General features: G+C 36.1%; 23 protein-coding genes. 13 read left to right on the forward strand and 10 right to left on the reverse strand.

The window, feature by feature from the left end:
- Positions 1–7: 7 nt before the first annotated feature.
- A complete protein-coding gene (locus ACNSTQ_RS06155) occupies positions 8–283 on the reverse strand; it encodes a hypothetical protein (protein WP_418198972.1) in 276 nt (91 codons plus the stop codon).
- A 133-nt stretch (positions 284–416) separates the two neighbouring features.
- Here ACNSTQ_RS06155 and ACNSTQ_RS06160 point away from each other — a divergent pair, with 133 nt between their 5' ends.
- The 3 genes from ACNSTQ_RS06160 to ACNSTQ_RS06170 all read left to right on the forward strand — a co-directional run bounded on the left by ACNSTQ_RS06160 (position 417) and on the right by ACNSTQ_RS06170 (position 2,420).
- On the forward strand, positions 417–1,250 hold the full coding sequence (locus ACNSTQ_RS06160; protein WP_418198973.1) for a DUF2268 domain-containing protein: 834 nt from the start codon (positions 417–419) through the stop codon (positions 1,248–1,250).
- Between the two features lie 105 nt (positions 1,251–1,355).
- A complete protein-coding gene (locus tag ACNSTQ_RS06165; protein WP_418198974.1) occupies positions 1,356–1,571 on the forward strand; it encodes a hypothetical protein in 216 nt (71 codons plus the stop codon).
- A 102-nt stretch (positions 1,572–1,673) separates the two neighbouring features.
- A complete protein-coding gene (locus tag ACNSTQ_RS06170) occupies positions 1,674–2,420 on the forward strand; it encodes a YjbA family protein (RefSeq protein WP_418198975.1) in 747 nt (248 codons plus the stop codon).
- Between the two features lie 395 nt (positions 2,421–2,815).
- On the opposite strand, the gene trpS is transcribed toward ACNSTQ_RS06170, so the two are convergent.
- A complete protein-coding gene (trpS, locus tag ACNSTQ_RS06175; protein WP_418198976.1) occupies positions 2,816–3,805 on the reverse strand; it encodes a tryptophan--tRNA ligase in 990 nt (329 codons plus the stop codon).
- A 206-nt stretch (positions 3,806–4,011) separates the two neighbouring features.
- On the opposite strand from trpS, the gene ACNSTQ_RS06180 reads away from it, so the two are divergent.
- Positions 4,012–5,139, forward strand: coding sequence for an MGDG synthase family glycosyltransferase (locus tag ACNSTQ_RS06180; protein WP_418198977.1), 1,128 nt, complete (start codon positions 4,012–4,014; stop codon positions 5,137–5,139).
- A gap of 5 nt (positions 5,140–5,144) precedes the next feature.
- Here ACNSTQ_RS06180 and ACNSTQ_RS06185 read toward each other — a convergent pair whose 3' ends face one another.
- Positions 5,145–5,312 carry a hypothetical protein gene (locus tag ACNSTQ_RS06185; RefSeq protein ID WP_418198978.1) on the reverse strand — a complete coding sequence of 56 codons (168 nt, stop codon included), beginning with the start codon at positions 5,310–5,312 and terminating at the stop codon, positions 5,145–5,147.
- 76 nt (positions 5,313–5,388) lie between these two features.
- Here ACNSTQ_RS06185 and ACNSTQ_RS06190 point away from each other — a divergent pair, with 76 nt between their 5' ends.
- Positions 5,389–5,946, forward strand: a complete 558-nt coding sequence (locus ACNSTQ_RS06190; protein WP_418198979.1) for a peroxiredoxin family protein — start codon at positions 5,389–5,391, stop codon at positions 5,944–5,946.
- Between the two features lie 336 nt (positions 5,947–6,282).
- Here the strand turns inward: ACNSTQ_RS06190 and ACNSTQ_RS06195 are convergent, their stop codons facing one another.
- A complete protein-coding gene (locus ACNSTQ_RS06195; protein ID WP_418198980.1) occupies positions 6,283–7,278 on the reverse strand; it encodes a sodium:calcium antiporter in 996 nt (331 codons plus the stop codon).
- Between the two features lie 274 nt (positions 7,279–7,552).
- Positions 7,553–8,089, reverse strand: a complete 537-nt coding sequence (locus ACNSTQ_RS06200; RefSeq protein ID WP_418198981.1) for an HD domain-containing protein — start codon at positions 8,087–8,089, stop codon at positions 7,553–7,555.
- A 213-nt stretch (positions 8,090–8,302) separates the two neighbouring features.
- Here ACNSTQ_RS06200 and ACNSTQ_RS06205 point away from each other — a divergent pair, with 213 nt between their 5' ends.
- Positions 8,303–8,533 (forward strand): excisionase family DNA-binding protein, encoded by a 231-nt coding sequence (locus tag ACNSTQ_RS06205; protein ID WP_418198982.1) that lies wholly within the window; start codon positions 8,303–8,305, stop codon positions 8,531–8,533.
- 58 nt (positions 8,534–8,591) lie between these two features.
- Positions 8,592–9,803: a putative glycoside hydrolase gene (locus ACNSTQ_RS06210; protein WP_418198983.1), complete on the forward strand. Its 1,212-nt coding sequence runs from the start codon at positions 8,592–8,594 to the stop codon at positions 9,801–9,803.
- A 328-nt stretch (positions 9,804–10,131) separates the two neighbouring features.
- Here the strand turns inward: ACNSTQ_RS06210 and ACNSTQ_RS06215 are convergent, their stop codons facing one another.
- Positions 10,132–10,311: a hypothetical protein gene (locus ACNSTQ_RS06215; RefSeq protein WP_418198984.1), complete on the reverse strand. Its 180-nt coding sequence runs from the start codon at positions 10,309–10,311 to the stop codon at positions 10,132–10,134.
- A gap of 303 nt (positions 10,312–10,614) precedes the next feature.
- Between ACNSTQ_RS06215 and ACNSTQ_RS06220 the strand changes: the two genes are divergently transcribed.
- Together ACNSTQ_RS06220 and ACNSTQ_RS06225 are read left to right on the forward strand one after the other, a co-directional pair.
- Entirely contained in the window at positions 10,615–11,184 is a 570-nt protein-coding gene (locus tag ACNSTQ_RS06220; protein ID WP_418198985.1) for a GNAT family N-acetyltransferase, read from the forward strand.
- A gap of 25 nt (positions 11,185–11,209) precedes the next feature.
- Positions 11,210–11,338, forward strand: coding sequence for a hypothetical protein (locus ACNSTQ_RS06225; protein WP_418198986.1), 129 nt, complete (start codon positions 11,210–11,212; stop codon positions 11,336–11,338).
- Positions 11,339–11,575: 237 nt separating this feature from the next.
- On the opposite strand, the gene ACNSTQ_RS06230 is transcribed toward ACNSTQ_RS06225, so the two are convergent.
- Complete coding sequence (locus ACNSTQ_RS06230; protein WP_418198987.1) at positions 11,576–14,644, reverse strand: efflux RND transporter permease subunit; 3,069 nt, start codon at positions 14,642–14,644, stop codon at positions 11,576–11,578.
- A gap of 8 nt (positions 14,645–14,652) precedes the next feature.
- Entirely contained in the window at positions 14,653–15,879 is a 1,227-nt protein-coding gene (locus ACNSTQ_RS06235; protein ID WP_418198988.1) for an efflux RND transporter periplasmic adaptor subunit, read from the reverse strand.
- A 376-nt stretch (positions 15,880–16,255) separates the two neighbouring features.
- On the opposite strand from ACNSTQ_RS06235, the gene spxA reads away from it, so the two are divergent.
- On the forward strand, positions 16,256–16,651 hold the full coding sequence (gene spxA / locus ACNSTQ_RS06240; RefSeq protein ID WP_418198989.1) for a transcriptional regulator SpxA: 396 nt from the start codon (positions 16,256–16,258) through the stop codon (positions 16,649–16,651).
- 53 nt (positions 16,652–16,704) lie between these two features.
- Here the strand turns inward: spxA and ACNSTQ_RS06245 are convergent, their stop codons facing one another.
- Positions 16,705–17,382: a TerC family protein gene (locus tag ACNSTQ_RS06245; RefSeq protein WP_418198990.1), complete on the reverse strand. Its 678-nt coding sequence runs from the start codon at positions 17,380–17,382 to the stop codon at positions 16,705–16,707.
- Positions 17,383–17,752: 370 nt separating this feature from the next.
- On the opposite strand from ACNSTQ_RS06245, the gene mecA reads away from it, so the two are divergent.
- Both mecA and cls read left to right on the forward strand, forming a co-directional pair.
- Complete coding sequence (gene mecA, locus ACNSTQ_RS06250; RefSeq protein ID WP_418198991.1) at positions 17,753–18,448, forward strand: adaptor protein MecA; 696 nt, start codon at positions 17,753–17,755, stop codon at positions 18,446–18,448.
- A gap of 251 nt (positions 18,449–18,699) precedes the next feature.
- Complete coding sequence (gene cls, locus ACNSTQ_RS06255; RefSeq protein ID WP_418198992.1) at positions 18,700–20,211, forward strand: cardiolipin synthase; 1,512 nt, start codon at positions 18,700–18,702, stop codon at positions 20,209–20,211.
- A gap of 46 nt (positions 20,212–20,257) precedes the next feature.
- Here the strand turns inward: cls and ACNSTQ_RS06260 are convergent, their stop codons facing one another.
- The gene (locus ACNSTQ_RS06260) at positions 20,258–20,500 is read right to left on the reverse strand and encodes a hypothetical protein (RefSeq protein ID WP_418198993.1); all 243 of its coding nucleotides are present in this window, start codon (positions 20,498–20,500) and stop codon (positions 20,258–20,260) included.
- Between the two features lie 440 nt (positions 20,501–20,940).
- Here ACNSTQ_RS06260 and ACNSTQ_RS06265 point away from each other — a divergent pair, with 440 nt between their 5' ends.
- Positions 20,941–22,122 carry a competence protein CoiA gene (locus ACNSTQ_RS06265; protein WP_418198994.1) on the forward strand — a complete coding sequence of 394 codons (1,182 nt, stop codon included), beginning with the start codon at positions 20,941–20,943 and terminating at the stop codon, positions 22,120–22,122.
- The last annotated feature ends 7 nt before the right edge of the window (positions 22,123–22,129 follow it).

Consider the following 22,129-nt stretch of genomic DNA (forward strand, 5'->3'; position numbering starts at 1 on the left):
TAGCGAATTAAGATTTTATACCTTGAATAAATTGATGAAATTGCTTTAAAGCAATTGTAAGGATGGCTTCAGACGTATTTTGGTCTGGGGCCATTTTTACTTCATTAAAATAGGCTTGGATCTCTTCAAGTTGTTCAACTTGTTCTTTAAATAGTTTTAAATTTATAAAGCGGGTTTCAATTCCTAGATGCGTAGCTTGCTCGTTTAAGTTTTTTATACTTTCTTCAACCTTTTCTATTTGTTTATAGTAAGCCTCGAATTGTTTTTCTCGCTCAGTTTTCATTGGACGTCATCTCCTTTCACTTACTTTCTTTTTTTACATAAGATGTAGATGATGTCAATAGTTTCAGGGCAAACACCTTCGCAAAACATACGTGAATGCATACAATGGTAATGTGAAGAAAGGAAGAGTTCATATGGGAACAGTTGCTACGGATCGATGGATTAAAGGTTTTATGGAAGAATCAAGTAAAGCTTCTTTTAGATACAATAACTGGAATGTTCAAATGAAAGCGATCATTGAACCAGTTTCACGTCATTTTTATCACCTGCCTCTTCACATTCTTCACCGTTCATTACTTGAACAAGGACTATTTACACCAGATCAAGAAGTAAATTCAATTTATATGCACATGAAAAAACTAAAAATGTGGGCATATGTACAACATATTTATCTTGAACTTAAACAAGAATGGGAAGGGCCACCCGTCAAAGTCATTCTATTACCTGGAAATGAAGCTAATGAAATTATTATGGACGATTTAGGCGGAAAAATGGGCATCGGATTTCAAGATAAAGTGATATTGTTTGTGACAACCAAAACGAATCACTTTGACCTTAGAACCCTTTTAACACATGAATATAACCATAGTTGTCGATTAATGCACTTAGATAAAAGAGAACCTGACTTAACATTACTTGATTCTCTCATTATTGAAGGAATGGCTGAATATGCAGTCAAAGAAAAATGCGGGGAACGAGCACTCGGAAAATGGCATAATCAATTCACCAAAGAAAAGCTGCAGTCTTTATGGGACCACTTCTATAAAGAAAGAATCTTAGTGAAAGGTAAGCATTATCATCGCCCATTTTTATTCGGAAGCGAATCTTTAGGTATCCCTTTATGGTCGGGGTATGCCATGGGATTTGAAATTGTCCGCTCGATGATGGAAAAGAAATCGCATAGTATACAACAGTTACTTTCATTGAATTCAGAAATAATTTTAAAGCAATCCGTTTTTGAAGATTAAGTTGCCCTCTTTTTAGTTTGTAAAGAGGGTTTTTCGTATGAACAGCCAATTATTAAAAAAGAGAACAGTTAGATACGGACGAGCACCTACTAAAGAAGGGAGGAGATGCGAATTTTTAGAGTGTTTTCTTTATTAGTCGGCTTTGGATTAGCTGTAGCTGGTGGAGTTAGTTTACTTGCTTATTTAAATTTATTAACCGCGGGATATGATTTCGTAACGTATCTCCGCTTTATCTCAACAAGGATTGAACTTTATATGGTAATCGTCGGTGCAATTATTATTACATTATCTATATATTGGCCAACCCATCGAAAAAAGTAGCATAATTTTTATTTGGAATGAATATAGTACTTGTGGAATAAATTGCCTTACCTCTGACTATACTGATGGTACAAGCACATTTACGTGAGGGGGGCGATTTTGTTGGTCCACATTCGGGATGTTTGGATTAATTGGTTCGAAGGTGAAGAAAATGGTTACAATGTGTGTGATTTTTATGAATGGAGAACCGATGACAGGATCGAAGTATTAGATCAAGCGATTGTAGTCAAGGTATCTCGACAACTGTATAGTTACATCGAAAATAATCTTGCAGACTTACCAGAACAATTGTTAGAAGATGTACATCGAAAAAGTTATCTAAGAAAAAATATGTCGCGTATTCAACTTGATTATTGTTTTATAGCAACTGATGGAGAGCGAATTATCGCAGTCGATACGATCGGATACAAAACACCGATTCGTAAAAGTAGACTTACACCTAGACAAGAGCAAATTGTCTTAGAATTAATCGAATCAGAAACTATGGAAGTATATGATCTTGATGTAGTTGAATTCCAAAAAGAGTACCATATACTATCTCCTAGTCCTGAAGAGATGAGGGGATTGACGAGGAAGGAACGTCAATTAAAGCAATTGCTTTTTATGGCACTTGATCAACTCTATTCCACTGGAAATGCAGCTGAGATTAGGTACTGGTATACGGAGTGGGAACCTGCAAAATACATGGAAATTCAAGCGATGAGTTTCGAAGAAGTTTGGGAAGGTCTTTTTGAGGAAGTGAAAAATGGTTGGTCAAAGAGACATTATCACCTTTGTGAAGCTATTGTAAAGGGACAACCCTTCTTTGAAAAACTTTGGGAGCTTGAGCATGGTGAAAGCGTAAAGTAAATTACATAAAGTAGAAAGGAGGACACTTCGTTCTCCTTTTTCTTGGGTTATAAGTATCTATAGAGCTCAGTTTTATTAATGAACCTAAAAGTACTCTCTAAATGTGAGCATTTTTGGAAACGTTCTTTCAGACATTTACACGATAGTCTTTGTTCTCTATAATAAAATAGTAGATCTCTATAGAACTGTGTATGGATGTTCTAAATCTTTTTTAGGAGGGATAGTCGTGGATGGATTTGTACACTTTCTAATGCAACTTCTTACAGTTGTAGTAGTAGTTGGAACATTGGGGGTTTCTTTCTTAGTCGGTGCGATTTGGAAGAAGCAAAAAGGATATTAATGCAATCATACATTATAAGAAAACAAGGAGTAGAGACCCTCTACTCCTTGTTTTTTTAACGTCTTTTTCTTCCTAATCCCATCGCACGTTCTGTTTTAGCAAGCATTTTTGTAGCTACACGGTTTGCCTTTTCTGCTCCATGATCTAAAATGTCATCTAATTCAGTTGAATGAATTAATTCTTCGTATCGCTCGCGGATTGGATTTAACGTCTCTGCGACGACATTTGCTAAATCATCCTTAAATTCTCCATATCCACTTCCTTCATACATCGAAGTAATATCCTCATACGATTTACCGGAACATAGCGAATAGATGGCCATTAAGTTTGCAATGGCTGGTTTATTTTCCTTATCATAATGAACCGAGTTATCTGAGTCTGTTACTGCACTTTTCATTTTCTTTATGATGGTTTTCTCATCATCGAGCATTGAAATATAGCTTTTTGCATTCGGATTCGATTTACTCATTTTCTTAGAAGGGTCATTTAAGGACATAATACGAGCCCCAACTTTAGGAATTTGAACTTCAGGAATCGTAAAGATATCGTTATATTTTCTGTTAAAACGTTCGGCTAAATCTCTAGTTAATTCTAAATGTTGCTTTTGGTCCTCACCAACAGGTACGATATCGGTTTGATAAAGAAGGATATCAGCTGCCATTAATGGAGGGTATGTGAGTAACGCTGCAGATACGGCTTCTTTACCATCGGATTTATCTTTGAACTGTGTCATTCGTTCCAGTTCACCTATGTAGGATACACATTGCATAATCCAACCTAATTGTGCATGGGCAGGAACTTCAGATTGAATGAATAATGTTGATTTTTCAGGGTCAATCCCTGCAGCAATATAAAGTGCAGCTAAACTCTTTATATTTTTTCGTAGTTCTGTTTTATCTTGTGGAACTGTAATTGCATGTTGATCTACGATACAAAAAAAGCAATTGTGATCGTCTTGCAAATCAACAAAATGTTTCATTGCTCCTAAGTAATTTCCTAAAGTTAACGTTCCACTCGGTTGAATACCAGAGAAAACTGTCTTCATTGATCTCTTCCTTTCCAAAAAACGTATGTATACATCATCTTATCGAATTATGGTGTAAGAGTAAATAACATTACTCATATTAAGATATTATCAAGAAATTGTAATAGGGTATGTTTTCTCTTCTTTTACGAATAATATTTAAATAAAGGTTGTTGAAAAGAGAAGATTATCGACTATTTTAGTTTAAGGGAAAGAGGGAAAACAGGATGAAGGCCAGACCATTAATTTTTTCAGCTTCAATTGGACAAGGTCATCAACAAGCTGCTAAAGCTCTGTGTACGGAGCTTGAAAAAAAAGGGTATTACCCCAAAATCATTGATACTTTTTATACCCTGAGTCCACTGTTACATCATTGTATTGTAAAAAGTTATTTAAACTTATTAAAACTAGGCCCTGCAGTTTGGAGAAAGATTTATTTTAATGCTGAAAAGCAATCATATTTCCTGTATATCGATCGATTTAGCACATTATTTACCGAACGGCTTCATAAACTGATTGCAGAAGAAGAGAATGTCCCATTTATAATTTCAACACACCCGTTTGTTACACCATTTCTGACAACTGTAAAGAAGAAAAGGAAGATAAATATCCCTATTTATTATGTTATCACTGACTTTTTAATGCATCCAGCGTATTTAAGAGAAGGTGTTGATCGATATTTTACAGCAGACCCAACATCTTTTCATTTTGCTAAAAAGAACAATTATCCTGTTGATCGCTTTTGTTTAACGGGAATTCCCGTACCAGGCCATCCCGCATTTTCATCAACGAAATCAAAAAGTCGTGAACAGTTAGGATTGGACGAGAATAAAAAAATTGTATTAATTGCTGGCGGTGGATTTGGCCTTGCTAAGTATGTAAAGGTTATTCGAGCGCTAGAAAAGTGTAGTGAAGAATTAATGATTATTTGTATGACAGGGACTAATACGAAAGCGGCGAGAAAAATAGAAAGTTATAAAAGTAAGCATTGTCTAAAAGTACTTCCATTTACCGATCGTTTCTTAGATTATTTACGCGCTAGTGATGTAGTAATTTCAAAGTCAGGTGGCTTAACAATGTCAGAAGCGCTTATCTGTGAAACACCAATTATTATCTATAAACCTGTTCCAGGCCATGAGGAACATAATGCGCAATACTTAGTTGAAAAAGGGGCAGCAGTAAAAATACAGGGTGATGAAGAATTACCGCTAATTATTAAGCGAGTCTTATTTCAAAAGAAGCTGAGTGAGGAGATGCGATATTCGGCTAGAAAGATTAAGAGGCCTACAGCTGCTGAAGAGATAGTGGAGGAGATGATTTTAGCACTTGAGCAAAAGCAACAAGCGGTAAGGTAACGAAATTAACGTTTTTGTTTCTTTTTCCATAGGTGGGTTGAAAAAATACCTATCGTAATTAGAAGTAAGACTAAAAATAATAAATCATTCGTGTAATTTAATTGGTTTGCAATAATAACATACAATCCTAAGAAGATAGTCATAGTAAGTGCTGCAAGTTGAAGCATATTCATAAAACAACCTCGTTTTCATTAGACATATATATTAGTATAACAGACACAAATTGGAACGTAAAAAAGGAGTGAAATGATGCAACATCGAAAAAATGCTATATATAGTTGTCTTTTATTTTTTCTGTTATTTGGTGTTGCCTATTTATATGAAGGGTCTCATCACATATTTAGACAGGTAGATGAAGCAGTAGCTGCCACTTCTAAAGTTGGAGCATTCGAAAATGAAGTAGCCCCAAACTTCGAATTATTAAACTTAGAAGGAAAAAAGGTTTCCTTAGAAGATTATCGTGGTCGCAAGGTAATTCTAAATTTCTTTGCGACATGGTGTCCGCCATGTCAGGAAGAGATGCCTCTATTAGTCCATTTAGATGAGGAGTTAAAGGATAAAAATATCGTCATGCTTGGTGTAAATATGACGAGTCAAGAGAGAAACTCAAACGATGTTCGACCATTTTTATCACAATACAATGCTGAATATGATGTTGTATTTGATGTAGACGGCAAAGTCATGAAGAATTATCATATTATTGGTATTCCTACAACCTTTATGGTGAATGAAAAAGGTATAATTGAAAAAAGAATCAATGGGATAGTTACACCGAATCATATTCCTCTTTTGCTTGGGAAAGAATAAATTAACACCATATAGTTCTAACATAGTAATTAGTATGCTATTTTTCATTAGTACTTTAACTAACAAAGACAAAATGACCCTTATAAAGCAGATGAAGGACAAAGCGAGGCAGAACTTCGAGTGAAGTGTCCTCACAATGACGAATAGATTGGTGATTTAATTAATAATTACAATAAGATAAATACAAAAAGGTTGGGGTAAATTTAACAAAAACCCAACCTTTTTTGTGTGCTAATTATATTATTATTATTATTATTATTTATGTTACTAATTCATCCTGATTTTTTTAACCTGTTATTTAAATTTTCTCCACGTTATTGGATCTCCCCAAACTCTTTAATGAACAAAAATAAGATAGGACGAAACAAAGTAGATAATGATTAACAGGACCGATGGAAATGCATACGATGTCGCTGAATAATCGTTCTTCCTTAACAATGAATAAAGGACGATGACAGAAAGAACGGCAACCGCTGCAGCAGTGATTTGGTTTACAGGTGAAACAAAAAATAGAACGCTGCCTTTCTGATAGAGCACATCAGTTCCTACTAAGATCAGTATGTTAAAGAGATTACTACCGAGGATCGAACCGATCGCTAAATTATAATTTCGTAACTGAATAGCAATTAATACAGCAACCGCTTCAGGCAAAGATGTCGTCGCAGCAATGAGAAAGCTTCCAACAAAGCTAGATCCAAGCCCTGTAATTACTGCAATACGGTCACCAGTAATGGTTAAAAAGGATCCAGCGACTAAAATAACAAAAGCAGCAATAATAAAACCATAGATGGCTCTTTTCAATGAGATAGCTGATGTATTTAGTTTATTCTCCTCTTCGACCTCAGGCTCTTCATAATCTAATGTCTCTTTTTTCGATCGATTGGTGAGCACATACATACCAGCAGCATATATTGTTACTATTAGGAGTGTATCAAGTCCTACTCCAAGAAAAGTAATATTTAGTCTTAATGTTAAGGCTAACAGCGTTGTTACAGCTAATAACAATCCTATACTTGCAGTGTAAAAATGTTCTCCAGAAGCCCCTTTAAAAATTCGTTTTTTTCGATAATATAGATCAAAGCTAGCTAGAATTAACAAGTTAAACATATTACTTCCAAGAACATTCCCGATCGCAATATCTGGGTTATCAAGGACGATGGCAGAAATACTTGTTGTTACTTCTGGTAGTGAAGTAGCTCCTGCTAGAAAAATTGTACCAACTAACATACCGCCTAATGCTGTTTTTTCACTTAAGGCATCAGCATATGTGGAAAGTTTAATGGCACAGATCACTGTGATAACTGCACATAAGAAAAAAATAAAAAATACCATAAATCGTTTCCCCTCTCTCTATTTCCACACAAAAAAGACCCTTTTATGAGAGTTTACCCAAAAAATAAACACTCATAAAAAGGTCTTGCGTACTTTGTTCAAGTCATTCAAAACAAAGCTTAATGAACCGAGTGGAAGACCACCGTAATGACGACTCATTAACCTTGAAAGGTCGCTACTCCCCTTTTTAGGGCGTATGTGATTAAGTTCAATTTATCACACGATTCATTTCACCGTCAATAAAAAAATCTTTGGCTAATCCACCAAAGATTTTTCAGACAGACTTCCTATATAGATGCTCAGAAATTTGTTCATCAACTAAAGTATCTAAATGCCTAATTTGCTGTAAGGCAACTTCATTACTAATTTTACGATAATGATGTTCTCCATTTGGTTCCTCATCTATTTCGTCAGCAATTGCTACTACTTTTTGTAAATTATTTAGTTCGAGTTGCCCATTTGGCAGATAAGAGTCCGTATGAAGTAGTACTGCTAAAGCAATCTGTTTGGCTTTTCGCGGATCTTCACCGAGTCGAACTAACAATTTATGAGCACGCTCTGCTCCTTTAATGGCGTGAATATCATTTTCTTTATATAGTTCAAAATCCCATTCACCATTTTTATACCAAGTGTAGTGTCCGATATCATGAAGAAAGGCAGCTTTCGTTGCTAAGTCCGGATTAACATCATATTTTACTGAAAGCTTGAGAGCATTATATGCAGTCGCAATTGCATGTGCTAAACCAGAACGTTTTACATACTTTTGAGTAATGGGGTGACTATAAATTTCCAATAATGTAACATTTCTCATTTTCCTTTCCCTCCTCATGTTAGATCTTCTCTTACGTTTTCAGGGTATTTTTTCTATTATATTGAGGAAGGACTTGTTTTGCAACCATTAAATGTTTATTGGACAAAAAAACAGGATATACCACAAAATACATCATTAGTTCATTTATGGTAGTTCTTTTTGCAATGGTCAGGGTGTACGATTAACGATATAATTTCCTTGGAGGAGATATTTATGTATATTTCAGTAAAAGAACTCGCAGAGTATTTAAGTTTACCCGAAGAGTATTTATTCGACCAAATTCGAAAAGGAAATGTAAAAGCGATCTATGACGGACAACAGTATCTAGTTAATAAAAACCAATTCGAATGGCACAAACATCAGCTGGACTTAAAGTTAGAAGAGCTTAGAAGAGAAGCATTGGAAGATATCCCAGAAGATATTGATGTTAAAGACGAGGATTAAGACATACATATTAAAAAAGGACAAATCCTAACTGTAAAGGCATGAAAGGCGTGAGATGATGGGGAAAAAAATAATTAAGCTCCTTTTTATCAAAATGGTTGTTTTTTCATTTTTTGTAACTGTACAAGAGGTACACGCTGAAGGGAACGAGGGTAAATCGGTTCAATATCATTCGGTAAAGGAAATCGTAAAAAAAGACTTGGAATTTCCAAACCGTATGGCGCGCTTTGTCTTTGATTCAGGTTATACGTTTGAATACCCTGACGCTGTTAGAGGAATTTATGTAACTGGAAATTCAGCTGGTGGCGAGAGGATGAACAGTTTATTGGAATTGATTAATTCTACCGAGCTCAATGCGATGGTTATCGATATAAAAGATGACCATGGGTATTTAACGTATAAACCTGAAGAAGACTCTCCGTTTTATGACATTTCACAAAATTATATTAAAAACACAGAAGAACTAATGAAAACATTGGAAGAAAATCAAGTATATCCAATCGCTCGAATTGTTGTTTTTAAGGATACTGTATTAGCAGAAAAGAAACCTGAACTATCTTTTAAAACTGCTGACGGAAAAGTTTGGAAAAATCGTCGCGGTGAAGCGTTTGTTAATCCGTTTTTACAAGAAGTATGGGACTATAATATAGCCATCGCAGAAAAAGCAGCAAAAATGGGCTTCAAAGAAATTCAATTTGATTATGTCCGCTTTCCAGAAGGGTTCGAGCGACGAGATGAGGAGTTAAAGTATAGCGTTGGGGAGTATGAAGGAGGAGACGGAGATAACGTACAAAAGCGAGTAACTGCGGTCTCAGATTTTGTGGCCTATGCAAGGGAACAATTAGCACCATATGATGTAGACGTGTCTGTTGATATCTTTGGCTACGCAGCGACAATCCCTGAAGCTCCAGGCATTGGACAGAACTTTTCGAAGATATCTGAAAATGTCGATGTTATCTCTTCCATGATTTATCCAAGTCACTGGACGTCGTACTTTGGAATTGATAAGCCTGACCTATATCCATATGAACTCGTTGACGCTTATGCCAAAGTAGAAAATGAATTATTAGCACAATTAGATACGCCTCCTGTTTCAAGGCCATGGATCCAAGATTTCACGGCTAGCTGGTTGGGAGCTGGTAATTATAAAAGATACGGTAAAGAGGAAGTTGAAGCCCAGATTAAAGCATTGAAAGACAATGGGATAAATGAATATCTACTGTGGAATGCAAGTAATCGTTATACGTCGGGTGTTAATTATACACCATAATGAAAAAGGGTGACTGAAATAAATCAGTCACCCTTTTAAACGTGTGTGCCCTTTTCATATTGTCTAGCTCCAGGGGCCATTGGCTACGAGGTCGCTTCGGTCCATCAAACGTGTCCAAACCCAAGACACTTATCGTTGGCCCCCAGCGCTTCTCGCCGATAAGCAGGCCCCTTCCGCTTTTCTTGTCTAGTTCCAACGCCCAACGCCTAGTGGACTTCGCTCTCCTCCTTACGATAAGTCACCATCGGCTCCTTGCGTCACCGTGTATCCTTTATCTCATACGGAGGGGCTCCAGTCCATACGTCGCTAAACGGGCGTTTCCACTTTTCTATTTCCCGCCAACTTTTTTCCAGCCGGTTTGGATGCTTGTGGATTTTGTTTTGAATTTGTTGACATTTCCTCGTCCAAATACTTTCATTCCAAATACGTTTGTAACTGTACCCATTAATGCTGTAAAACCGATGATACAAAGTGCAAGTAAAATAAAGTCGATAACTAAGTTACCCATCTTAGATCCTCCTATTGATGATTGCATCTTACCATTTATTGTACAGAAGGTAAGCCAAAAATGAAAGGGATTTCAACGAAAGAAGAGTGCTTTAATCGTTCAGTTCTTTACCGTAGTAACAAAAAGGGAAAGATTGCTAACATATGTGAGGAAAAGAAGGGATTTATATAAGAAAGAGAAGAGATATCGGATAAAGAGAAAATATTATAAAATGTTGGCAATAACCCCCTGTTAGTGCCGTTTATCATAGCAACATTCTTGCATATAATAAAGAGACTAAAGACAAATGGAGGTCATAGTCAAGTGAATTGGTACGAAAAACTAAATCAGTACTTTCCAATTGAAGAAATGAAATCAAAGGAACACATGGAGTTATTACTTGCCGAAAAGTCGGATATTTATTTTAAAGATGAAAGTAAAGAGCACGTTCTTATGTATGTTGAAATGGAAGATTTTGTTTTTATCGACTACTTATTCGTGTCTAAAGACGCGAGAGGTAAAGGTACAGGAAAAAAATTAATTGATAGATTGAAAAAGAAAGGAAAACCAATTATTCTTGAAGTAGAACCAATTGATTATGAAGATACAGATACACAAAAAAGACAGCGGTTCTATTCAAGAGAAGGTTTTAAACATGCTGAATCCATTGGTTATCGTAGACGTTCACTTGCGACAAACGAAATTAACGAGCTCGAAATCTTATATTGGTCGCCAACGGATGAGTCAGAAGAAAGTATTTATGAAAAAATGAAGAAAACGTACGAAACCATTCACACTTACAAAGATAAGCAGTTGTATGGTCAGTCTTATAGTCCGGTCGATGATGTTTTAACTTTTGATGAAGAGGTTGTTGAACAACAAGAACAAATCTAATTTACTATGTAAGGTGGTGAGAACGATGAAGGGGAGAGAAAAGAGCAAACGAAGAAAGCGTGAACTAATAAAAGAAATGCTCCGAAAGAAATTAAGGAACTTAAAAGAAGCTCCAAAGCGTAGACCCACCACCAATACGAAAACAATTGCATAGTAAAGTATATAAAGCAGACTCATACATTTTATTGAGATCTGCTTTTTTTTAAAACTCGTATGGATGAGAGCGAGAACCATTGAATGAACAATTGATTTACAAGGCATTCCAGAGTTTGAAGATAAAAAGGGAAATGTCCTTCATTTGTAGAATGAAGGACAAAGCTTAGCTTTAAATATTAACAATCGATCTTAATGACAGTTGTTGCTTGAAAGCAAACCTACCTAAATTCTTCGATTAAGTTTGCATTTCTTGCTTTTTTAACAGCTTTTTTTCTTTCCGTAAGTCAAAGGCATAATAAATCACAGGAATTAGAATTAACGTTATAAACGTAGAAAAGCTTAATCCGAATACGATGACGGTAGCCATTGGTTGCTGTATTTCCGTTCCTTCTCCAAAGCCTAAAGTCAGCGGGATGAGACCGAGTATGGTTGTTAAGGCAGTCATTAATATAGGGCGTAAACGGGTAGGACCTGCTTCAACGATGGCATCAAAACTTGAAAGCCCTTTTTGCTTCAAAGTATTAATGTAATCAATTAATACGATCGCGTTATTAACAACAATCCCTGTTAAGATCAAAATCCCAACTAACGAACCTACACCAAATGGCTGAAAGGTTACTAATAGGCCAAATACAATTCCAATAAGTGTAACCGGTACGCTAAACATAATAATAAAAGGATAGAAAAGTGACTCAAAGCGAGCAGCCATTACCATGTACACTAAAATGACAGCTAGAGCAATCGCACCAGCTAACTTAAAGAAAGCATCATTCATTTGCTCGTTTTGTCCGCCGAAGCTGATTCGATAGCCTGTAGGTAATAAAGGAGCAAGCTCTTCTTTTAACACTTCTTGTATATCACTAACGACACTACCTAAATCCCTGTTAAGTATAGACGCTGTTACCGTTACTTCACGAAGGCGGTCTGCACGTCGAATGGTGCTTGGTCCCTGATCTCTGACAATGGTAGCTACCGCTTCAAGCGGGATCCGTTCACCTGTTGGAGTATCAATCAGCAGTTGACTTAATTCTTCAACAGAAGCCGTATATCGTTCATCGACAACGAGCCTTACATCTAGTTCATCTCCACCTCTTGCTAAGCGTGTGGCTACCATCCCCCTCGTAGCATTATTTACCGCACTAGCAACTTGTGCACTGCCAACGCCGTAGTTAGCGGCTCGTTCTCTATCAACAGTAACGGTGATTTCAGGACTACCAACAGTAAAGTTGGAAGAAGGTTCTCTGACACCTTCAACAGTAGAAATTAATCGAATGACTTCGTTTGATAACTGGTTTAATGTTTGTAAATCACGACCCTTTACCGTAATGGAGATTGGGTTTTCAGTAAATCCTGTATCACTTGCTGATACAGAAATTTCAGCACCAGGGATATCTTGAAGCAGATTTCGAATGTCCTCAGCGACAATTAAATCACTTTTAGCTCGTTTGTTGGGCTCTTTTAATAAAATACTATACGAGGCCCGATTCGTTTGTGTACCTGCACCAATGGTAAAATTATCAGTCCCTCCAACAGTGACATAGACTAAATCAATTTCTGGTAGATCCTTGATTCGTTCTTCAATTTCGATGGCTACTTCTTGAGTACTATCAAGTGAGCTCCCAGCAGGTAGTCGCGTATCGATACTTATAAAACTTTGATCTTGAGCAGGAAGAAATTCCGTTCCTATAAAAGGAATACCTGCGAGGGATATAGCGAATAAAGCAAAAGTACCGATGATGACGGTTTTGGGACGCTTAAGAGACTTCGTTAAAATTCTTTTATAAAATGCGGATAGCCTTTGAAACCCTTGCTGAAAGAAAGACGCATCTTCATTGACCTTCATAAAAGTAGAGGATAGTAATGGAACAATGATTAGAGCAGTAAATAAAGATGCAAACAGGGAAAAGGCCACCGTTAAAGCGAGTGGTTTAAATAACTGGGCTGCTAGACCATCAACAAAAATAATCGGTAAAAAGACGACAATGGTAGTGAGTGTTGAGGCAATGATTGCTCCACCAATTTCAGTTGTACCTTCTATTGCAGATTCTTTTATTGACATTCCTTTTTGACGGAGCCGATAGATGTTTTCCAAGATAACGATTGCATTGTCGACCATCATCCCTACTCCGAGTGCGAGTCCACCGAGTGTTAGAACATTTAAGGTTTGACCGCTGAAATACATAAATAAGAACGTGGTAATTATTGATATTGGAATAGAAAAGCCGATAATCATTGTACTTCGAAAATTCCGTAAAAATAGATAAAGTACTGTACCAGCTAATATACTTCCGAGCACGATATTCCAAGCAACAGCCCGGATCGATTGTTCAATAAAACGACTTTGATCAAATATCGATCGAATTTCTACACCATCTGGTAGAAGTTCTTCTAATTCTTCTAATTGACGATTGATATTACGAGCAACAGCAACCGTGTTGGTTCCTGAAGCTTTGAGAACGGAGAGACCGACACTTGGTTGGCCATTTAAATAACTTGCTTGAGTCGTTGGCTTCAATGTCTCAACAACATGAACGATGTCGGATAATGGTAAGATCCCTTCTCTTGTTGGGATCGGTAGCGACTTTATATCGTAGATCGAAGTAAACTGGCCAGTTACTCGAATAGGTAAATTCAAGTTGAAATCTTGAAGCTGCCCACCAGGAAGGTTTAAATTTTCACTAGCAATGATTTGTTGCAGTTCAGTTAAAGTTAATCCGTAAGCCGTTAAGCGATTAGGGTCAACATGAAGTTGAATTTCTTGTTCAGCACCACCTTCAACTTGAACCGAAGCCACTCCATCCACTGAGTCAAGGAGCGGTCTAATATCATTTTCTGCTAATTTTCTAGCTTCAATAATATTTCCATCAGGTGTACTTACAGCTAGTTGCACAATAGGGAGGAGGCTAGGGTCAAATCTAAGTACTTGTGGTGTTGGGACTTCATTTGGCAAGCCTTCTCGGATCATATCAATTCGTTCACGCATATTGAGAGTAGCAAAATCCATATCCGTACCCCAATCGAAGGCGACAAGAATTAGAGCTCCACCCGTTCTTGATGTAGAAGAAACGGACTCAACGCTAGGCAAGCTAGACATCATTTCTTCAATTGGTTGTGTAATTAATTGTTCAATTTCTTCAGGACCAGCTCCTTCATAGGAGGCTGTTACGGCAACGATAGGAAAACTTAACTCAGGAAATAAATCAACAGATAAATCCCGTAATGAAACGATGCCTAGTATGAGAACTAGGCAAATAACCATCCCCATCGCAACGGGTCTAAGAACAGATAGTTTCGCAATCTTCATTTTGTGTTTCACTCGTTTCGTATCGTAATTTGTGCACCTTCAGTTAGACGCTCTTTTCCAGTCGTTACAACGGTATCACTCACTTTAATTCCTTCAAGTACTTCAATAAGATTGCCTTCCCTTGAACCTAATTCAACAGATTGTCTGACAACAGTAGTATCATTAACTTTATATACAAAGGCTTCATTATCCTCATACAAAACACTATCTATCGGAATGACGATCGCTTCATCAATTGTTCCTAAATCAACGACTGCTGTCGCACGCATGCCACCTTTAATTATTCGGTCAGTGTTGTCTATTTCAGCTTCTACAGTAAATGTGTTGGTTTGTGGGTTAACAACAGGAGAAACGGTTGTAATTGAATTTTCATATGTTTGGTTGATCCCATTAATCGTTATGGATACGTCCATACCCGTCTGGATCTTTGAAATTTGGAAGCTATTTGCAGAAAAAGTAGCCACAACCGGATCTAAATTAACAATGACGGCAAGTGGAGCATTAGGTACTGCCATTTGACCAACTGTTACATCCATTTGTGCAATTACGCCAGAGATTGGTGCTTTAAGTTGTGTAGCTTGTACACCTTGTTCAGCTTGTCTTACATTTTGTTTAGCTGTCTCTAATTGTATTTCTAATTCGGTCGTATTAATTCGAGGCACTTGATGTATTGAGCCAGCAGCTTGAGAAAGTTCAGCTTGTTTAAGGCTTAGTTCAAGTGAATTTCGAATAAATTCAAGTAAGGCTACATCGGCATTTTCTTCATCTAAGTTTTCAATCACACTTCGCGTAGCGTTTAAAGATTGTTCAAGTTCTTGTTGAAGTGTTTGAAGTCTTTGTACTTCGTTTTGCGCAGTACGATTCAACTCATTAGCTTGATTTAGAGCTTTTTCAAGTTCAGTTACTGCTTTTTTAGCTTGATTCACCTGTTCACTTGCTAATTCTGCATCTAGAGTAATTAATAAATCCCCTTTGTTAACTTCTTCACCAACTTTTTTATGTACTTCTTTTACCTCAAGAGGTGCAACTGTGAATAGTGGGACTTGTTCTTTTGGTAACATTTGTCCATTTAATTCTAGAGACTGACGTATTTTTGATTGCTTCGCTTGTTCAACAGATACTAATAATGATTGTCTTTCAGCACTATCACTCGTAATATCATCTGTTGCACAACCTGTAAATGAAAGTAAAAGAAAAAAAATAAAGGCGAATTTCAAATGATTAGTTTTGTACACAGACAGTCACTCCTAATACTAGATCTCAACAATTTAAACGTATTTATATAATTCAAATTACTATATATTGTTAAACTGAACAAACAAGAATACATTAATATGATGTGACAATCGTGTGACAACTATGTTATTTTCATGTCATTTTTCTATAAAAGAAGGAAGCTTGGTTAAAAAAAGGGAAGTTTATTCTTGAAGACAGGAGGGAAAAGACTTTTATAATGAGGTAAGTTTCTAACATGAGCGTGTTGTATAATTTGTGTACATAATATTTGCAATAGGGGTATTCAAATTAGAATTATTATTGTATAATGCTTTATGTAAGGAAAAATTTATTGTAATGATGTTGATATACATTGTTGAAGGGAGATGTCCATTTATGGTAACCCTATTAACATCACCGAGTTGTACATCTTGTAGAAAAGCGAAAGCTTGGTTAGAAGAATATAATATTCCGTTCCAGGAAAGAAATATTTTTGCTGCACCGTTAACGGTGGATGAAGTAAAAGAGATCGTTAGAATGACTGAAGATGGCACAGATGAAATCATCTCTACCCGCTCTAAAGTTTTTCAAGATCTTGATGTTGAGCTAGAGGCATTACCATTACAAACTTTATTTAAGTTAATCAGTGATAACCCAGGATTACTTCGTCGTCCAATTATCTTTGATGATAAGCGATTACAAGTTGGGTATAACGAGGCAGAAATCCGTCGCTTCTTACCAAGAAAAGTAAGAACCTTCCATTTAATGGAAGCTCAAAAGATGGTCAACTAAATGTAAAAAGAGGCTGAACAATTCATCAGCCTCTTTTTGTATTCACTTTAGAGCTAGTATTTCGTTGAGAAATTGGTAATAAAACCATGTCGTTTAAAATAACCAGCGAGAAGTACACCAATAATAACAGCTAATTGAAAAATAAAAGTAACGATAGGGTGACTTTCAAATAATGGAGCCAGTTTTTCCTCGTGGGTAATCATTCTACCCGCAGTAAATGCTAGGATTCCTGCACCGATATAGATCACAAAAGGAAACCGTTCAAAAATTAACAGGATGAGCTTACTTCCTAGAATAATAATCGGTACTGAAATGATCAATCCAAGAATGACAAGAGAGGGATAGCCATGTGCAGCACCAGCAACAGCAATTACATTATCTACGCCCATGATAAAATCAGCAATAATGATTGCTTTTATGGCACTTAATATACTCGTCCCGCTATGTACATTATGTTCGTTATTCATTTGTGAAATAAGATCGTATGCAATATAAATTAACAAAGCTCCACCGATAGCAAGTAACAATGGAATTTCAAGAAGTTGAACAGCTACTAAGGTCAATGCGATACGAATAACTAAAGCAAGTCCTATCCCTAATACAATGGCTTTGTTCCGCTGCTCTTTTGGAAGGTTTCTACAAGCTAGAGCAACAACGATGGCATTATCTCCACCTAAAATAATATCGATACCAATGATAGTTAAGAGAGAAATTAAAAAATCAATATCCATTTAAATAATCATCCTTATCTGTTTCATTGACAAAACAAACCGTAATCACTCATAATAAATAGTTAATAATAAGCATAGCCTGATAGTAAGGTTAGAAGGTTGTCTTATTGCTAGTCTATACGTCATAGTTGCAGTTCAGAACTTAAATCTAAACGGGCTGACGTACAATTCTAAAAAAAAATAAAATTGTCCCGTTTTTAATTTCCAATTCCGTTGATTTTGTCATACAATAGAAGTAATATAGATAAACTCTAACTTACAATACACCCTCAATGAGTAGTTGAAATTTAATTAGTATTACGTCGTTTGGTTGCTATGAATATCAATTAGAAGAAACTCTTCTATTGATAATGTCTGGAGGGAGAGAGTTATGGAAATCGAAAGAGTAAATGAATCGACTATTAAGTTTTATATTACGTATAAGGATATCGAGTCCCGTGGTTTCGACCGGGATGAAATTTGGTATAACAGAGAAAGAGGAGAAGAGCTCTTTTTTGAAATGATGAGCGAGGCACATGATCGAGAAGAATTTGAGCTTGAGGGACCGTTATGGATCCAAGTACAAGCTTTAGATAAAGGGTTAGAAATCGTTGTAACAAGAGGACAAATATCGGATGGTCATGTGAAATTAGAAATTCCTTTCTCAAATGAGAAAATGGGTGATATGCCAGTCGATCAAAACATAGTTGAAATGTTGGATGCTCAGTTTGGTAATGGAGAGTCTGAGGAAGGTTTAGAAGAAGACTATAATGAGCTGTTAGAACTTGTTATTGGTTTTGCAGACTTCGAAGACTTAATTGCTTTAAGTCATAGTTTTGTTCCTGAAGGAATGGAAAATGAGCTTTATCATTATGATGGGAAATATTACCTTCATGTCGTGTTTAACGACGAACGTTATGATGAGGATGAGCAAGACGACATGTTAAGTCAAATTTTAGAATTTGGCTATGAATCTGAAATTACGATTTATCGTATTCAAGAATACGGCAAGTTAGTTATGAAAGACGATGCATTAACAACTGTACGTAACTACTTTAATTTAAACCACTCCCAAACTAAAGAGTGATCGTAGTTTAGAGTTTAGTGAGGCCGACTCATAAGTGTCTTCCCTTCTCGCATATCATACTATAGGAGTTTCTTTCTATATATGGCATGTGGTTAGTGTGATACTTAATATAGAGTCTGCCTCTTTTTTATCATCGAGGTTTTTCGTACTTATTGATTATCGGTTATTTGTTCACGACAACGTCAAGATGTTGAGTTTTAAGCCTTGATGTGTGTCTCTCCAAAATGCCGATCTCATTAAAGGAGAATACTATGAAAACTAGGTTAAATGTTATTGCTTTTTTATTGTTACTGATCGGTGTTCTATATTTGTTTAGAGATTACTGGGAAGGTTGGATCGTCGGGGCATTTAGTATTTTATTTTCTCTTTCGGTATTATTTATTGCAATTGTTATCTTTTTTGAAAATCGTCATCCAACAAAGACGCTCACTTGGTTAATGGTGCTAGGGGTATTCCCGGTCGTCGGTTTTTTCTTTTATCTTATATTTGGCCAGAATTATCGTAAAAAACGCTCCTTTATACAAAAGGCACTTCAAGATGAACAAGCATTTGAAAATATAGAAGGAAATCGTCAAATTGATGAAGTCCGACTTGAAAAAATGGGTGGGCATCAACAACTGTTATTTCGTCTAGCCCATAGGTTAGGAAATAATCCGATTTCATTCTCAACTGAAACAAAAGTATTAACAGATGGTAAAGAAACCTTCGCACATATTTTGCAAACATTGAAAATGGCTAAACAGCACATTCATCTCGTTTACTATATTGTACGTCACGATGAGGTTGGGCAAGAAATAAAGGAAATATTAATTGCAAAAGCGAAAGAAGGGGTTAAGGTTCGCTTTTTATATGATGCAGTTGGAAGTTGGAAGCTTTCAAAAAATTATATCGAGGAGTTGAGGGAAGCTGGGGTAGAAATGAGACCTTTTGCTCCAGTTAAGTTACCATACTTCACTCATAAAATTAATTACCGCAACCATCGTAAAATCGTTGTCATTGATGGCCATGTTGGCTTTGTAGGAGGACTGAACATCGGTGATGAATATTTAGGAAGAGATCAGTATTTTGGGTATTGGCGAGATACGCATTTATATGTTAGAGGAGAAGCAGTTCGAACACTACAGCTTATCTTTTTAAAAGATTGGTATTATGTAACCAAAGAAGCTGTTCTTGATCCGGAATATTTCTCACCTGTCCTTGTTGAACGAAATGATGAAGGTGGCGTACAAATGATTGCTAGCGGGCCTGATACGCGCTGGGAAGTTATAAAAAAATTGTTCTTCTCGATGATATCTTCCGCTAAAAAATCGATTTGGATTGCTTCACCCTACTTTATACCAGATGATGATATATTAAGTGCGTTAAAAATTGCAGCTTTAAGTGGTGTCGATGTCAGAATTTTAGTACCAAATCGACCTGATAAACGTATTGTTTTTTACGCATCTCGTTCCTACTTTCCTGAGCTACTAGAAGCAGGAGTAAAAATCTATGAGTATAATCGCGGCTTTATGCATAGTAAGTTAATAATTGTTGATAATGAAATTGCTTCGATTGGAACAGCTAATATGGATATGCGAAGTTTCCATCTGAATTTTGAAGTTAATGCATTTCTATATCGTACCAAAAGTGTAACGACTCTTGTAAGTGATTATATTTTTGATTTAGAACATTCAAATCAAATGGACTTAGAGTTATTTAGAAGACGATCGGTTATTCATCGATTGTTGGAATCGACGAGTCGCTTGTTAAGCCCGCTGTTATAAAGGACATAACATATTTTATGTCCTTTATTATTATGCTATCGTCACCTTAGCTTAATAACCTTGAAATTCCAAAAAATATTAAAAGAATAGCAAGACAACAAGAAGCTAAGATATACTTTTTATTACCATCTGACAATGCATATCCAAGGACCAAGAAATATAATCCAAATAAAATATTTAAAATTCCTTTAAATAAATCTGATTCAATGAATTCTGGCAAAATTAAATACACAAATAGAATTGGAAACAGTACATTAGGTTTTTTTAACGTTGTTACTATACTTTGCATTACATACACCCCCTCTTTATTATTCAATAATCTTGCCGGTCGTTGAATAAGCAATTTCCTTACAGTTATTTTAACATTAAATCCCATAATCTCTTTGAAAAAAATGTAACCTTAAACTAACACAGTAATCATCACAACGTTTAGCATATGAAATAGAAGGGGAACATAAGTTTATGAACTCTCGCCTAAGGTATGCTAAAACAACTGCTAATTATAGGTTCAATTCTAATCAATCTAGATATACCTATAAAAACAAACGTACAAAATCATTGTGAATTTGTACGCTATTTCTAATGTTATTTGTCATTTTCTCTCCCAAAACTGAACCCCTTACTTTGTTAAGAGAATCTTTTTTATTTGTAAAGTTTTATGAAGGCAGGAGGGATTTAGCTTGAACAGTAGAAAGTAAAACTGAATTTTAATTTAGAGGGGGAAAGCCATTGCTCGTCGCATACACAGAAGACCGAAACCGAATTAGTTTAGCTCAAGGCTGGAAAAAAGAACAATTAGAAAAACTTCGTACCATTCACCGTTTTATCTGTCCGGTCTGCAAGAAAGCAGTGATACTGAAGCTAGGTACAAAACGAAGATGGCATTTTGCTCATTCTGGAGAAGTGAAGTGTTCTCTTGATTTAGAAGCTGAATCTGACTATCATTTATTGGGTAAAGAACACATTTATAACTGGATTACATCTCAGAACATTCAAGCTTTGCTTGAGCCATATTTATCGTCTATTAATCAAAGGCCCGATATATTTATTCATTACGAAGGACGATACTATGCGATCGAATACCAGTGTTCACCGCTCCCATTGCAAGTCTTTGAAAAAAGAACAAAAGGCTACTTACAACAAGACATTCTTCCTATCTGGATCTTTGGCGGTAACCGAATGACACGCAAATCCTCATCACTCTTTTCCTTCTCTCCGATTGAATGGGCAGCCTTACAGCCACAAGCTCAGTTCAATAACTTTTTGCATTATTATTGTCCCCATACGAAGCAATTTTTTTCCTTAATGAACAGTAAGTCACTGTCATCGCAATCTGCGTTATCTCATCTAGTTACAAGTAAAATACGAGAAGTTCCTTTTCAAAAGATAATTAAAGGCGACTTCTCACTAGAACAACACATAAACGAAATATGGCTAACGATAAAAAAGAAATGGCGCTATAGCGTTACACCTTATCCGACTAGGTCTCAGAAGTTTTTTAACGAGTATTGTTTACAGCGCAAAATTTCTCCTTTTTTATACCCAGTTGAAGCCGGCTGGCCCACAAATAATCATCAATGGATTGAGACATCCCCCCATATTTGGCAGACACTGATCCTCATTCACCTTTCCACTTATCCGATTGAAACCCATTTTACGTTTAAGGATGTTTATTGCTTTTTAAAAGAGTTAATAGAAAGAGGAGTATGCAGTACACGAACACTACCCTTTTACGAAGGGCATTATTCGTATGCAATTATGTCTTATATGCAATTATTAAGTCAGAGTGGTGTTATTAGAAGAACAAACAAGAAACAATTTTTTAGAGTGAAAGACATACAATATCCGCAATCAATCGATGAAGCGATCGTTAGAGATGAAGCATTTGCCGACCGTCATAAAATAAGTTAAATATTAA

It is taken from the genome of Alkalihalobacterium sp. APHAB7 (assembly GCF_048323755.1).
In the GTDB taxonomy this organism is placed as follows: Bacteria; Bacillota; Bacilli; order Bacillales; family Bacillaceae_F; genus Alkalihalobacterium.